This window comes from Cognatazoarcus halotolerans (genome assembly GCF_009800965.1).
In the GTDB taxonomy this organism is placed as follows: domain Bacteria; phylum Pseudomonadota; class Gammaproteobacteria; order Burkholderiales; family Rhodocyclaceae; genus Cognatazoarcus; species Cognatazoarcus halotolerans.
Window position 1 is genome coordinate 147914 of record NZ_WUAF01000010.1, and the last position, 13872, is coordinate 161785.

The following is a 13872-nucleotide window of genomic DNA, read 5'->3' on the forward strand; positions in this document are numbered from 1 at the left end:
GCTTAGCGTTGTTCTGGGCGGGGCGGTGGTCATAGATCCGCGGAAGAAGCTTTCCTCCGATTTTCGACGTTTTAGAAGACTATTTATGAAGCATACCGGTGATCTTGAAATTTCAACCGAGAACTGCGTCCAGTTTTTCCTGCTTGAAGAGGTAACTGGCAACCTGACGATTGCTGTAGGAGACCAAGCTAAAAACCAGACTTGGCCGTCCTCGATCGAATTGCCGGCCCTAACTTGCGTCGGTGGTTCATTGCTTATTCGCCATTCTTTCGAAGCGCCGAAACTGGTGAGTGTGGGAGACGGACTTTTCGTCGATGGAGCAGCTACGCTGATGGCGTGTCGCCTAGTAATGGTGGGCGGTGATGTCGAACTGGGCGGAATATCGAATTTGCCCCGTCTTGCCAGCGTCGTGGGGGATCTGTCGATATATGATGTATCGTCACCGGATTCTGATGAAGCGGGCGAAGAATCGGTGGATGAGAATCCGTACGCTGATATGCGGCATTTTTTGCCTGCCCTGTCCAGTGTGAATGGCAGGCTTGCAATTTATGCGGACATCGAATTGCCCTGCCTGACGCTTGTTGGCCGTTTCTTTCATATTGGTCGGCACAGCAGGCAGGGGAATCGATGGTTCAATTCTCGTCGCGCGGGCTCTAAGGCCAGTTTGCCTCTCCTTGCCAGTGTTAAAGATTCTTTCACTGTTGTTGATGAGGCAGAATTAAGTGTTCCTTTGTTGATCTTTGTAGGCGGCAATGTGGATATCAGGGCTGACGGTGACCTGCCGGCGTTAAGAAGAGTGAATGGCGGCCTTGCCATTCGCGACAAGGCTCGTGTCAAGATATCTCTTCTTGAAGACGTCAAAGGTACTGTCGAAATTAATGGCAATGTTGATTTGCCGATGCTGACCAATGTAGGTGGCGACCTAACGATCAAAGTCGACAATGTTGAACTTCCACAACTCGGCAAGGTGGATGGAAGTCTGGACGTTGCTTACCGTGCCGAACTTCCATATTTGATTAGCGTTGGCAAGAATCTTACAACATCCTATGTCATCGATTTTGCCGCTCTGCAATATGTGGGTGGGCGCATTCACATATGGAGATCGGCGGAATTGCTGGCACCGCACCTTTCTTGCGTCTCTGGAAGTCCATATCCTGCCGATCTTTTCACGCGTCATCCTGGGAATCTAGAAATCGATGCTTCAAACGCGGAACAGTGGAAATCTCTGGCTGAAGTTGCTGGAGATCTAGCTATCAGAGCGGGTGTAGTGCTTCCGTTGCTGACGAAGGTTGCTGGAGATCTTGTGGTCGGAGCGGATGCTAATCTGCCGCTGCTAAGGACAATTGGTGGAACTCTTCTCGTTGAAATTAATGTCCGCGCTCACCTCCCTGAATTGTTAAGGGTTGAGGGCAAATGCCTACTTGGATTTACTAGGGAATGGATTCTTCCTACAGGCGTAGCCTCCTATCTTCCTAAACTTATTAGTGTAGGGGGTGATCTTCACCCACAGAGGGACTGTCCTATGCCCTCACTTTCCCGTGTTGGCGGAGGCATAGAAGTCTGGGATGGTGATTTTCCGGCGCTCCACGCGGTGGGTGGAACACTCAAAATTCATGGTGACGTAAACTTGCCGATGCTGACAAGAGCACAGGGAAGCGTTTATATATACGGTAATGTCGAAGTACCAAGGCTAATTTCTATCGACGGTAGCCTCTTCATTCAGGAGCGAACGAAAGCTCCTGTGTTGATGTACGTGGGCGAAAAGCTTCATGTCTCCGCCAGCAGCTGGCTCCCAACGCTCATGGAGGTAGGGAATGAAGTAGAAATATCGGCTTTCGCTCAACTTCCAATGCTGGCCCGCATCAAGGGGTATCTCGAAATCAACGAAACTGCAAAGCTACCTGCACTTGCTGAGGTTTGTGGACGTGTTCGGATCAAACCCAATAAGACGGCGGCGCTTCCGTTTCTAGCTTTCGTAAATGGAAGGTCCTGTGAGTCTGGTCGGTATCAAAATGCCAATGCCAAAGATTTTCCTTTGTGGTGATGATGTTTGACGACAACGGAGCGAGTGGTCGTCGTTGGATTACGCTGTGTTGAATTTTCTGAGGTCATGCGTGATAGTTCGCACCATAAGAATTCCAGATCCTTCTGTGCGTCTATTACTCACACGGTTCAAATCCAACGCACCGAGTTGGGCGACACTCACGGTTTCCTAGCGATTTCGCATGGCCTCAACCCGACGAGCGGCTTCCCGTCGCGCGACGACGTGCTGCTCGGCGCTGATGTCCGGAACGTCGATGCCACCGACCGCGAAGATGTTGCCCGGAATGTCGTCGTCCGCAGGCGACCCGTCTTCGTAAACCGCTTCCATCCGGGTCAGGTCAGTGCCGCACAGTTCTGCCAGGTGGACCCAGGTCCATGCCTCGACAGGGTCCGGGTCGAAGTCCTCGGCCAGGCGGCGCATGGCTTCGACATCGCCCGCGAGGGCGGCCTGTCTCAGCAGGGGAAGTACGGTGGCACTGGTTCCCAATCGGTCAGCCAGGTCGAGCAGGCGGGTCGCATCTTCCGGTGCCGCCAAGGATTGGGCGTGTCGGAAGTCCGCTTCTTCGCCGGTGAGCTCTGCCCACGCCAGCGCCGCATCCGGTCGCCCGAGCCGGGCCCCGGCCAGGTGCTGGCGGTATTGGTCGAACTGCGCGAGGGCGGCGGCGTAGTTGTCGGCCCATCCCTTCTCGGGGCCGTCGAGTCGGCGACCTGCGAGTTGTTGCCGGTACCAGTGGCCGTCCCGCTCTTCGGGGGGTCGCATTCCAGCAGCAAGGCGAGGGCATAGTGCGCATCGACATGCTCTTTGGCCGCCAACTGCTCCAGCCCATCGATCAACAGGGTCGAGTCGAGATCGAGGTCCGGTGCGTTTTGCCAAGAGGATGCTTGGTCGATGCCAACGTCGTCGGGCATCTCTTCGTCGTCGACATCCCACCCGTCTGCGTCGCCTGCGACCAGCTTCACCAGATATTTGACATCGACAGCGACCAACCGGTGGGTCTCGGCCAGCGCGGTGATGGCCTCGACGATGCGTTGCCTCTCCGCGGTGGGATAGCCCAAGGCCAGGCAGCGCTTGGATAACCGGGTCAAGTCATCGCTGGTGAACCTCCACGCCTGTCGTACCTGACCGATGACGGCCTCGGCCGCGAGCGCCGCATGGGAGTTGAAGCCCAGCAGCGCGGCGAGCAGTTCATAGAGGTGGGTGCGACGGACGGCGATCCCGTGCTGGTCGCGAAGTTGGGTGTGTGCGTCGAAGCACAGTTGCTTGATGCTCATGACAGTTGCTCCTCAAGTGAACCGAGGCGGGTCGGACTATGCGCACACGTTTAATGCCGACGCACCCGGTGTCGAGGTGTCGCTGAACATGAGGATCGGTAAGGAAGGCCTTCTTTTGCTCGTGTGCAAGCAAGGCGGGCGCCGGGCTCCATTGTATCTATCAGGCATGGTGCGAGTAAACGCCTGCTGTCCGGCGCGGGGTTGAAGCGAGAGGAAGTCGCGCGAGCATGAATCATCGGAATGTCCCGATATTCATGGAGGAGCGCCGTCATGGCCTATCCCAACGCACACCCCGTCATCGCCGTGCAGGACGGCGGGACGACGGCTGTGCCGACCCTGCTGGGGCAAGGCCCCGCCCGCATTCCCACCGGCGGCAAGATCCGCGCCGGCATCAAAGTGCTCACGAAGAAGGCCGCCGGAGAGCCCAAGGCCCAGGCGATCTACGAGCAGGGTGTGGCGGCGGGCCACTCCTTCGAGCAGATCGAGCGCGCCATCACCGAGGCCCTGCCCGACCTGAAGACGCCGCTGGTGCCGCGCAATGTGCCGTGGTTCACCGTGCGGGCGCAGGACTTCCCCAATCCCGAGATCGCGCGGGCGATTCTGGAGGCCTATGGCGAGGACCGGGGCGAAGGCCGGCGCCTGTACCGCTTTCCGGTGGTATTCCCCTCCGACTACTGGCAGACCGTGATGCCGCACGAACTGGCGGCCTGGGGCACGCACGAGAAGTACTACTGGTCGCAATACTCGGCCGATGGCCGGGTGCGCCACTGCATGTGTCATGCCCCGGTTCCGGTCGACGAGACGGGTCGGCGCACGATTCGCCTCTTCGGTGGGCGCAAGACCATGGTCCGCGAGGACAACGGCGGCCTGTGCGAGCCCGAGTCCTGCCGCGAGTACCAGCAACGCCAGTGCAACCTGACCGGACGCTTCCTGTTCTTCATTCCCGGCATCCGTTCGATCAGCGCCTTCGAACTGCACACCAACAGCTTCTATGCGATGAACTCGGCGATTCAGAAATTCGAGACGGTGGGCTTCCTGCGCGGCGGGCGCATCTCGGGCTTCCTCGACCGGCAGCGCACGCCGTTCTACCTGACCAAGAAACTAATGGAGGTAGCCCACATCGACGAGCAGGGGAGGGCGGTGCGCGTACCCCAATGGATTATCGACCTTGAGGCGCCGGTGGATGTGACGGCCTTGCTGCGCGAGAACGAGGATGCCGAGACGGCCCTGGTCCAGGCCCAACTGGCGACGCAGGTGCTTCAGGGGTGCTCGGTTGCGGCGAGCGCCGAGCCGCTACAGCCGGAGGCGGCCGAGAGCCAGGCGGTGACGGCGACCGAGGCGGCATCCGGCGAGGCGCCACCACTGCGCGAAGGGCATCCCAGCCTTGAGCAACTGATGGCGCGTGTGCAGGCCTACAGGATCGCGCCGGAACGCTACCAGACGTATGCCGATCGGCGGTGGGGAAGGGGCTGGAAGATCAACCCGCACGGCCGTGCCCGGGCCTGGGACGAACTGGAGCGCTACCGCAACGACCCGCAGGGCTATTTCGACAAGATCGAGAGCGAACTGCACCTGGCCTCACGCGGGAGGGCATCATGATCCGCATCGCCCATTTCTCCGATCTGCACTACGGCACCAAGAACCTGTTCGAGGCCGATCGCTGCTTCGGCGCCGCCATCGACCGCGCCATAGCGCTGGGCGTGGAGGCGGCAGTCCTATCGGGCGATGCCACTGACCATGGCCTGGACTTGCACGCGCCGGCCGCCGAACGGCTGTTCGCCCAGGTCCGGCGGCTGGCCGATCATTGCCCGGTGCTGATGCTGCAAGGGACTTTCTCGCATGAGCCGCCGGGTACCTTGGCAATCTTCCGGCTGCTGGGCGGACGGCATTCGGTGCATGTGGCCGAGCGGATCGAGCAGGTCGCCCTTATCGCCGAGGGGAAATGGCTGGCTTCGACGGACTGGTGCTTCGACCGGCTGCCGGCCGGTGCTCGCGCGCTGTTTTCCTGCGTACCCACGGTGAACAAGGCCGCGGTCGCGGCGGCGGTCGGTGCGGCGGACGCCGCCCACGCCGTCGGCGAAAACCTCGCCTGCTTGCTGCGCGGTTACGCGCCGACCCATCGCGCGGCCCGCCGGCAGGGTGTGCCCGCCATCGGTGTTTCCCACGGCACGGTGTTCGGCTGCATCAGCGAGCACGGCGTGCCGATGGCCGGCTTCGATCACGAGTTCACCACCGGGGCGCTGTTCGCCGCCGAGGCGCAGGCCTTCATGCTCGGGCACATCCACCGCCATCAGTCCTGGGCCGCAGAAGGCGCGGCAGGCGGGCAATGTATCGCCTATGCCGGTTCCATCAGCCGCTTCCACTACGGCGAGGAGGGCGAGAAGGGGTTCCTGCTGTGGGAGGTCGATGCTGATCAGGCACGCTACCGGCTGGAGCCCACGCCCGCGCGCCGAACCATCGATATCGTATTCGACGGCAAGCCCGACCTCGAGGTCCTGCGTGCCACCGTCGCGCAGCAGGACGTTGCCGGCGCGTTCGTGCGCGTGCGCTGGACCGTCGCCGATGAAGATCGCCACGAAGTCGACCGCGCGGCGATCGAGCGCCTGCTGGCCGGGGCGACGGAGACCAAGCTGGAAGGGCGGATCGTCCCCGTGGTGCGCACGCGGGCGGCCGGGATTTCGCAGCTGGCGAATCTGGCGGACAAGGTTCGGGTCTGGGCGCAGGTGACCGAGGCGCGGGCCGATCCGTTGCTCGCGTGCCTGCAGGCGCTCTCCAGCCAGGCACCGGAAGCCATTGTCGAGGGGGTGCTGCGGAGGCAGGCCGGTCCGGCGTGCGCGGCAGGCGTCGAAACCCCTGTCACCCGGTCTTCGCCGCAGCCTGATTTGGCGCCTGCGCTGTCGTCCTGACCTTGCCGGATCCGTCCCCTTGGGGACGGGCTTGCAGACCCTTTTTCATGCGGGAGACTGAATGGGTCATCCCGCAGGAGAACCCCACCATGCAACCGCTTTCACTCACCCTCAAAGGCTTTCGCGGCATCCGCGATGGCCTGGGACGCGATGTCCTGACCTTGGATTTCGAGCGAATGGCCGATGGCGCCGAACTGGTCGCCATCGTCGGCGCCAACGGGCGTGGCAAGACCACCGTGATGGACAACATGCACCCGTATCTCACGATGCCCTCACGGGCCGGGGCAGCGGGTCCGGGCGGGTTCTCCTATTACGACCACGTCTGTCTGCCCGAGAACGAGAAAGACCTGATCTGGGCGCACGACGGCCGTAGTTACCGCTCGCAGGTCGTGGTCCGCCTCAACGGCCGGCGCAAGACCGAAGCCTTCCTGTTCGTGCTCGCCGACGATGGCGCCTGGAAACCGGTGAAACTGGACGACGGCACCGTGTCCGACGGCAAGGTGGACACCTATACCCGCTGCGTCGACGCCATCTGCGGCAGCGCCGACACCTTCTTCACCTCGGTGTTTTCGGCGCAGGGCAAGCGGCAGCTGAGCGCCTACCGCAATGCCGAGATCAAGACCCTGCTGGCCGATCTGCTCGGGCAGGAAGAGATTCGGGCGCTCGGCCAGAAAGCGGCCGAGACGGCGCGTCTCCTCAAGACGGGCCTTGCGGCGATCCGGCAGGAACAGGCCTCGCTGGACGAGGAGGCGCAGCGGATCGAGGGCGAACGGCGGCCGCTCGACGGCGCCCAGGCTCGCGTCGCGCCGAGCCTGGCTGCCCGCCAGGCTGCCCAGGCCGCGCAGGAGTCGGCGCGAATCCGGCATGCCCAGGTGGTCGCCGAGCGCGAGCAGGCGCAAGGCGTGGAAGCGCGCCGGCGACAACTTCAGGGCGAATGCCAAGCAGTGATCCAGGCCGGCAAAGAAGCCATCGAGGCCTTGCTGGCACAGGATCGTGGCGAGCAACAGCGGCTGGAACGGCTGGAGCAGCGTATCGTCCAGCGTGTCGGTCAGGAGCGCAACCGCCGGCAGGTCTTGCAGAACCAGCGCCGGCATTGCCTCACCTTGCTGGCGGGTGCGGAAGCCGTCCGGCGTGGGGAGCGCCGTCTGCCTCTGGCAGAGCGCGTCTTGTCGCTACGATCGGCGCAGGTCGGAACGTGGCGGGAGCACGTTCAACGCCTGACCCAGTGCCAGTCTACGGAGCGGATGGCCCAGCAGAAATTGTCCGGGATCGAGCGCGAGGCCGGGCAGGCGGTGCTCAAGGCCGAGGAGTTGGCGCGGCGCTTCGGGCTGACCGGCGAGGTGCCGTGTGCGGGTACCGATCTGCAGGGGCAATGCAAGCTACTGGGCGATGCGCGGGAAGCCCAGGCCCTGATGCCCAGCGCCGAGGGGACGATCCAGCGCCTGGGGCGCGAGAAGTCGACGGTACAGAAAGAACTGGACGCCTTACGCGAACAGCATCAGGCCCTCGCCGCTGCGCCGCAGGCATTGGCTCGAGCCGAGCACCGGGCCGAGCGTGCCCGGGCGCGTGCCTCGCGATTTACGCTGCTGGCCGCCCAGGCCGGGGAAATGGCGCGGGCCCGGGCTACGCTGGCTGAGATCGACCAGGAGTTGACGGAACTGGGGACGGCGCCGGGCCCCGATGCCGCGGCTGATCAGCCGGTGGAGACGCCGGAGGAGGCGGCCGAGCGCCAGCAGATCGGCGCGGCACGGCAGGCGATCGCCTACCAGCACGAACAGCAGGCCAAACACTATCGCGCTACGCTGGACCGGCTCAAGCAGGCGCTTGCAGCCTTGCCTGCACCTTATGACGAGCAACGCCTGATCGATGCGCAGACGAGGATGGAACAGGCGGCACAGTCGGTCACTGCCGCCGAGCAGGCCCATCTGAACGCAGTGCGGGATGCCGAAACCCTGGGTGTCCTGATGCAGCAGGCAACGGCCCTGGCCGGCCGCCATGCACGGGTGGCCAGCCGCATCGCTCAGGTCGAAACCGAGTTGGGCAACTGGAACCTGTTCGCCAAGTGCATGAGCAACGATGGGCTGATCGCGCTAGCCATCGATGATGCCGGTCCGGCCTTGTCGGCACTCGCCAATGACCTCCTGCTTGCTTGCTACGGTCCCCGCTTCACGGTGTCGATCCAGACGCTGGTGGAGACGGGAAAAGGCGAGCAGAAGGAGGGCTTCGACATCCTGGTCCATGACGGCGAGTCGGGCGAGAGCAAGAGCGTCGGCCTGATGAGCGGCGGCGAACGGGTATGGATCAACGAATGCCTGATCCGGGCGGTGGCGCTGTACCTCGCCCAGCATACCGGGCGACGCTACGGTGCGCTGTTCTCGGACGAGGCCGATGGGCCGCTGGACCCCGAGCGCAAGCGCATGTTCATGGCGATGAAGCGGGAGGTGCTGCGGCTGGGGGATTATCAGCGGGAGTTTTTCGTGTCCCAGACGCCGGAGCTGACCGCCATGGCGGATGCGGTGATCGATATGGATCTACACAGGGAGCCCCACCAAGTCCCGACCGGAGCGTAGTTGAATACTGGATGCTCGCCGTCGGCATAACGGAGCTATCCGCCGTTTGGCCGCCGTCTACCGTGGCTTGTCGGGCGCCCCGCCGCTAAAATGTCTGCATGTCGAAAATCCCCGAATCCACGCCTGCATTGAACAGGCTGCGCGCGGCGGCCGGCTTGATCCCCCTTATTGAGGATGGCCTTCGCCAGTCGAAAATCACCGCCGAGAAGGCATCTTTGATGGCGGAGTTTTGCAGCTGGGCGGCCCAGCAAGCAACGGAAGGCGGCCCGGATGCCTTACGCCTTGCCGATGACATCAAAGCGGGCTTGGGACGGCTTAAAACGCTGCTGGTATAGCGGTGGCCGGACGATGCCGGCCGCCGCAACTATCGTGTGGCCCCATTGCGAGAGCTGAATTGCCGACTCACGCCTCGGGCTCCTGCAAGTCAAAGACCGGTAGGCCATCGATTACGGCCGCTTCGCTATCGAACTTCAGCCAGGCAATACCGGCTTGCTCGGCGACCTTGAAGATCGCGGCCAGATCGGCTTCCGCCGGGATCCGGTAACAGGGGGCACCGACGTAGATGACGCCACCGCAGTCCGTCGGGTAGGCGTTGACCGAGAGCTCGTCATCGGCCAGTTTCAAGCGGGTGCTTGGACTCAGATGCGAGATCGATAACGAGGCCAGCGATTCAGCCTGCGCTCGCAAGCTTTCCACGGCGGGCGTTTCCATGCGGTTCTCCTTCCTCTTGATTAGACGTCGACTTGGTCTTGGGACGCGTGCCAGTCTGACGACTGAAGTTCATGCCGCAGTCGCGACAACGGAACCAGCGCAGGCGCCCCAGCGTACCCAACAGCACGCCGTCACCTGCGCAGAGGGGGCAATGTGAAAGGGTTTTCACCGGCATGATGGTCGTTTCACCTGGCAGAGGAAGGAACTCGCCCCTGTGGTGGAGGCGAGCGTGCTGCTCAGGGTCGGACACGGAGCGGTATGCGGGCGGCGCATGGCGCTATATCAGCCCACGTTCCGCGAACGAGATCACGCGGTCCCCGGCCACGACAAAATGGTCGATGACCCGCACGTCCACCAGGCTCAGTGCCGACTTCAGCGTCTGTGTCAGCATTTCATCGGCCCGCGACGGCTCGGCTTCCCCCGAGGGGTGGTTGTGGGCGACGGCCAGGGCGGAGGCATTGCGAGCGAGCGCTCCCTTGACCACTTCCCTGGGATAGACGCTGGTCTGGGTCAGGGTGCCACGGAACAGCTCCTCGGCCTCGATCAGGCGATGTTGGGCGTCCAGGTAGATTACCAGGAACACTTCATTTTCCAGCTTCGCGCAGTACAGGCGCAGCCAGTCGCGCAGGATCTGCGGCGAAGTCATCAGCGGACCGTTGCGCATCTGCTCTCGCAGTTCGCGCAGCAGCAGTTCTCGGGCGACGTTCAGGCGATGGGCCAACACGGTGTCGGCAGTGCCGAGCATGCCCATTTTTGCCACGGCATCGCTGACATGCAAGGGGTTGGCGGCCGATGGGCATACCAGGGGCGAGAGCAATTCGCTGACCAGATCGGCGCGGGACAAAGCAGAGAGATCCATGGCGTTCTCCACGAAAGAAAAGCGGAAACGCCGATCCCGAGGGGGACGAGGTCCCCGCTTGGGATGAATGTGCGGACGAATGGATAACATTGGCCGGCACGATGAATGAGGCAGGTATCGACTGCGACGCCGGCCAAGGGCCGGATTCCATCCGACGATGGAATGCATGGTTGCCCGATCAGTTTCCGGTATCGGGCGGATGGGCTCAAGAGAGAGGAGGGGATGCCATGTTCAACCGGCTGGAATCCGGTGGCCTTGTGCATGGCGCTTGGTGGTGGACTGCGGCCGCTCTCCGAGAGCGTGCGGCGAGACGGGGCGCGAAAAAGTGCCGGATCGCACTCCAGTGCGACTGGAGTGTCAGCCCACCGACGCCAGACAAATTTCTTGCATCTCCGCCGCAAAACCCGCGACAAGCCTGGACGATTTGGTCAAGATGGGGACTCAACCCTTCTTGCAGAACGACCATGATCCGCCTCGGCTCGCAAATTCGACTCACTCGCCGGGAGATCGAGCGCTTTCGGAAGATCACCGACATCGAGCCGGTCGACATCCGCACGCTCGACGACCTGGATGCCTACATTGCCCGGTGCAAGGCGCACTACTGGGGCGTCTCCCAGGAAACCCGGTTCCTGCACTGGCTCATCGACCGCGAATACGCGCAGTGCCGCCTGGCGGCGTAGCGTGGCAGGTCCTCGGCGGGCCACCGTCTCCCCGGCGGTGCTGTCGGGGAGACGTCGCCTTGTCGATCAACGTCATCGGAATCACTGGAAGAGGCGCGGCTCGATGGTCGCGCCGCGCATGAAAGCGAGGTACGCGCCGGCCTGACCGATGTCCCCGAAACTGGCGACGACCTCACTGCGCCGCAGAACGTCCCAGGGCCTGTCGGCATTGCCCGATGCTCAGGTCGGCTTCCCGGTATGCGGCGTGACGGTAGAGGAAATCGCCCGACCTCCAATCGATGATGGCGAGGAGGCAGGCGCACAGGATGGCGGCACCGCCGCATTCTCCGGCCTCGATCAGCAAGGGGACCTTCAGGCTCCCGGTCGAGCGGCTGATTCGGCCGACAACATCATGCTCTTCGAGCCAGGGTTCACCAGTGCGGGTGTCGCCGAGGATCAGTCGGACCTTGCGCTCATGGGTACGACAGGATTCCAGGATCTTGGCGGCCTTCGCATCGGTGCCGGGATCGAAGTAGGTCGTGCGCGTCAGCGGGGACCGGCTCCAGGCCTCGACGGCGTTGCAGTACTTTTCGTAACCGGCGATCGTGGCGTAATCGCCCTCCGCGAACGCCAGGTCGGGCCGGCCCAGCTTGTGGGCGATCTGGTTGGCGTGATCGCGGGCGTTGGCGAAGCCGAGGCAACTGTAACCCACGCCGCAATCGACCACGTAGCGTTGCTGCTCCGTATTGGTGCTTACCTTGTTCATGTCGGGGTCCTTTCGAAATGACGTGGAACCCGACACCCGCAGGATGTGAGCCCCACGGACGTTGGGTGGTTCGCTGCGCCGGACAGCGGCTGGCGTACCGAAACTGTTGATTCAGGCCGCTTGCGCTGCCGGCTGGAAGGCTTGCTCTACGAGTAGGTCATCGGCGACGACGACCTGATCGGACAGCAGGCGGTCCAGCTTCAGCAGCAGGGCGTCCGCGTGCTCCTGGTCATCCGGGTAGAGGGACGGGCGCAGTTTCTCGACCTCCTTCTTGATGAGGCGAAGCTCCGGGACGATGGCGCGCTCAGCGTGCACTTCGATGGCGTTCAGGATGGCGGTGATGGTGATCATCAGTGGCTTCCTTTCATTGCTGGAAAAACGGGGCCGGCATGCCAGGGGCAGATCGGCGGGCGGATTGGGACTCGACGGGGCGCGGATCGCGCATCGGCGGGTCTCGGTGTCAGGCGCGGTCGCATCGCAGGCAATCGCGGGCGTGCAAATGGGGGTGGGGTCGGAGCGAGCACCGCACGCACCGCTGGGTGAACAGCGGGCGTGGGCGTTCGACGATCCGGATGCGGCGACAGGCTTGCCGCATCACACGACGGGCCGGTGATGGCCCGGCGCTTCTCGGGTCAGGCGGCGCGCGATGCCTTGGTGCCGGATGAGCTCTGGGTTTCGGCGGACGCTGCTGCCGTATCGGCCGCCGGCGAGGTGGCCTGCTGCTCGAAAGCCGCGTGTGCCGTCGCGAACTCGGCCTCTCCGGCCAGGCGGTGCACCTGGGCCACGGCCGGTTCCTTGGCCACTTCAGGCAGGCATTCGACAGCGACGTCGCGGCCGTGCCGCAGACCCGCCTGCAGGCTGCGCCAGGGCTGTACCAACACGCCGTGGCACAGCCAACGGACGAACTGGCCGATCCGTTGGTGGCGTGCCTGGCGCGCCTTGTGCCGACGCAGGGACTCCTTGCAGCACATGTACAACGCCAGATGGGTACGCTTCATTTCCGGATCGGACTCGAGCTGGGCCATGACTTCGGTCGCAATGGCCGGATCACGGCTGACGCGCCGATAGAAGCCGACCCAGGCACGCTCTTCCTCGGTTTCGATGCCGGTGCGCCGGGAGCGAGGACGGGGCTTCTCAAGGGACATGGTGTTTTCTCCAAAGACGAACAGAGGGAACACCTGTCCCCGTTCGGGGAGGCGGTGGACTCCCCGGGGTTGCACGGACATGCGGCGCTGCTAAGCTGAACGCTCACATCCCATGAGGGCCCACACATCATGCTTCGTGCAGGCGACGCGCTACGGTTCACGCCCGACGAAATCGATGCCTACCGGAGACTCGGTCTCGAGTTCGACGGGGCGCGAACACGGGATGACATCGAACAGGCATTGACCCGGTGGACCGATACGCTGAACGACGAACGTCCCGATCTATTGGAGAAGATCGCCGTGGCAATGGCGAAAGCCAGGGGCATCAAGCTACCCGCGCGTTTGACGCGGGTGCGCTGACGCGGCCTTGTTGCCATTTGCCTCGGCAATCCTCATCCAACGGTCGGCGATCCGGTCCAGGTAGACCAGATCGTCGGCTTCGATCTCGCCCGACTCTCGCAAGCGGGCGATCACCTCCTTGACCAGGGACGGGTCGTCCTTGGCCAGTTGGACCACGGTGGCGGCAATGCGCCGGCGGTAGAGGCTGATCGACATGATCAACCGCCTGCCGCACGGAACTCGGACGCCCGGCCGGACCGCTCGGGAGCGATCGGCCGCGGCCTCAACAACGCCGGCACGGCCTGTGTGCGCGGGGCCGGCCGGGCATGGCCCGAACCGCCCAGCAACACGGCGACCGGGCGCGACGCTCTGGTGACGGGGATTGCGAACATGGTGTTCTCCTTCGGAAATGAAAGGGAACACCCTTCCCTGGCGGGGAACTCGGAGTTCCCCGTTCGGGATGCTCGGCCGTGGACGGCAGAGCGGCTCGGCGACGTGCCAGGCGGCACGCACAGGATGAAGGCCCACGGTTCTTGCGAACGGGGCCTTCGCTCGATGCCGGGCGGCCCGAAGGTCGCGCGGCGGGACACAGCGTTCAGCCA

General features: G+C 63.4%; 16 protein-coding genes. 8 read left to right on the top strand and 8 right to left on the bottom strand.

The features are described 5' to 3' along the window. The first annotated feature begins 85 nt into the window (after nucleotides 1–85). Nucleotides 86–2044, top strand: a complete 1959-nt coding sequence (locus GQB03_RS14020; protein ID WP_159690517.1) for a hypothetical protein — start codon at nucleotides 86–88, stop codon at nucleotides 2042–2044. Nucleotides 2045–2212: 168 nt separating this feature from the next. Here the strand turns inward: GQB03_RS14020 and GQB03_RS14025 are convergent, their stop codons facing one another. Further along, complete coding sequence (locus GQB03_RS14025) at nucleotides 2213–2464, bottom strand: hypothetical protein (RefSeq protein ID WP_159690522.1); 252 nt, start codon at nucleotides 2462–2464, stop codon at nucleotides 2213–2215. Between the two features lie 32 nt (nucleotides 2465–2496). Continuing rightward, nucleotides 2497–3315 carry a hypothetical protein gene (locus tag GQB03_RS14030; RefSeq protein ID WP_159690525.1) on the bottom strand — a complete coding sequence of 273 codons (819 nt, stop codon included), beginning with the start codon at nucleotides 3313–3315 and terminating at the stop codon, nucleotides 2497–2499. Nucleotides 3316–3585: 270 nt separating this feature from the next. Here GQB03_RS14030 and GQB03_RS14035 point away from each other — a divergent pair, with 270 nt between their 5' ends. The 4 genes from GQB03_RS14035 to GQB03_RS14050 all read left to right on the top strand — a co-directional run bounded on the left by GQB03_RS14035 (nucleotide 3586) and on the right by GQB03_RS14050 (nucleotide 9126). Then, nucleotides 3586–4914, top strand: coding sequence for a recombination directionality factor (locus tag GQB03_RS14035; RefSeq protein WP_159690528.1), 1329 nt, complete (start codon nucleotides 3586–3588; stop codon nucleotides 4912–4914). After that, nucleotides 4911–6221 (top strand): metallophosphoesterase family protein, encoded by a 1311-nt coding sequence (locus GQB03_RS14040; RefSeq protein WP_159690531.1) that lies wholly within the window; start codon nucleotides 4911–4913, stop codon nucleotides 6219–6221. Before GQB03_RS14035 ends, GQB03_RS14040 begins: the two co-directional genes overlap by 4 nt. 89 nt (nucleotides 6222–6310) lie before the next feature. Further along, nucleotides 6311–8791 carry an AAA family ATPase gene (locus GQB03_RS14045; protein WP_159690534.1) on the top strand — a complete coding sequence of 827 codons (2481 nt, stop codon included), beginning with the start codon at nucleotides 6311–6313 and terminating at the stop codon, nucleotides 8789–8791. A 98-nt stretch (nucleotides 8792–8889) separates the two neighbouring features. Further along, nucleotides 8890–9126 (top strand): hypothetical protein, encoded by a 237-nt coding sequence (locus tag GQB03_RS14050; protein ID WP_159690537.1) that lies wholly within the window; start codon nucleotides 8890–8892, stop codon nucleotides 9124–9126. 67 nt (nucleotides 9127–9193) lie between these two features. Here GQB03_RS14050 and GQB03_RS14055 read toward each other — a convergent pair whose 3' ends face one another. Both GQB03_RS14055 and radC read right to left on the bottom strand, forming a co-directional pair. Further along, on the bottom strand, nucleotides 9194–9502 hold the full coding sequence (locus GQB03_RS14055; protein ID WP_159690540.1) for a DUF5983 family protein: 309 nt from the start codon (nucleotides 9500–9502) through the stop codon (nucleotides 9194–9196). Between the two features lie 277 nt (nucleotides 9503–9779). Further along, the gene (gene radC, locus GQB03_RS14060; protein WP_159690543.1) at nucleotides 9780–10361 is read right to left on the bottom strand and encodes a RadC family protein; all 582 of its coding nucleotides are present in this window, start codon (nucleotides 10359–10361) and stop codon (nucleotides 9780–9782) included. Nucleotides 10362–10825: 464 nt separating this feature from the next. Between radC and GQB03_RS14065 the strand changes: the two genes are divergently transcribed. Beyond that, a complete protein-coding gene (locus tag GQB03_RS14065) occupies nucleotides 10826–11041 on the top strand; it encodes a hypothetical protein (protein ID WP_043745847.1) in 216 nt (71 codons plus the stop codon). A 172-nt stretch (nucleotides 11042–11213) separates the two neighbouring features. Here the strand turns inward: GQB03_RS14065 and GQB03_RS14070 are convergent, their stop codons facing one another. Both GQB03_RS14070 and GQB03_RS14075 read right to left on the bottom strand, forming a co-directional pair. Further along, complete coding sequence (locus GQB03_RS14070; RefSeq protein ID WP_235027066.1) at nucleotides 11214–11786, bottom strand: hypothetical protein; 573 nt, start codon at nucleotides 11784–11786, stop codon at nucleotides 11214–11216. A gap of 111 nt (nucleotides 11787–11897) precedes the next feature. Next, nucleotides 11898–12137: a hypothetical protein gene (locus GQB03_RS14075; RefSeq protein WP_159690546.1), complete on the bottom strand. Its 240-nt coding sequence runs from the start codon at nucleotides 12135–12137 to the stop codon at nucleotides 11898–11900. Here GQB03_RS14075 and GQB03_RS14080 point away from each other — a divergent pair. Next, nucleotides 12127–12399 (top strand): hypothetical protein, encoded by a 273-nt coding sequence (locus GQB03_RS14080; protein ID WP_159690549.1) that lies wholly within the window; start codon nucleotides 12127–12129, stop codon nucleotides 12397–12399. The genes GQB03_RS14075 and GQB03_RS14080 overlap by 11 nt on opposite strands. A 19-nt stretch (nucleotides 12400–12418) precedes the next feature. Here the strand turns inward: GQB03_RS14080 and GQB03_RS14085 are convergent, their stop codons facing one another. Next, complete coding sequence (locus tag GQB03_RS14085) at nucleotides 12419–12931, bottom strand: hypothetical protein (RefSeq protein ID WP_159690552.1); 513 nt, start codon at nucleotides 12929–12931, stop codon at nucleotides 12419–12421. A gap of 129 nt (nucleotides 12932–13060) precedes the next feature. Between GQB03_RS14085 and GQB03_RS14090 the strand changes: the two genes are divergently transcribed. Then, nucleotides 13061–13291, top strand: coding sequence for a hypothetical protein (locus GQB03_RS14090; protein WP_159690555.1), 231 nt, complete (start codon nucleotides 13061–13063; stop codon nucleotides 13289–13291). Here the strand turns inward: GQB03_RS14090 and GQB03_RS23230 are convergent. After that, on the bottom strand, nucleotides 13262–13486 hold the full coding sequence (locus tag GQB03_RS23230) for a hypothetical protein (RefSeq protein ID WP_043745835.1): 225 nt from the start codon (nucleotides 13484–13486) through the stop codon (nucleotides 13262–13264). The genes GQB03_RS14090 and GQB03_RS23230 overlap by 30 nt on opposite strands. Between the last annotated feature and the right edge of the window lie 386 nt (nucleotides 13487–13872).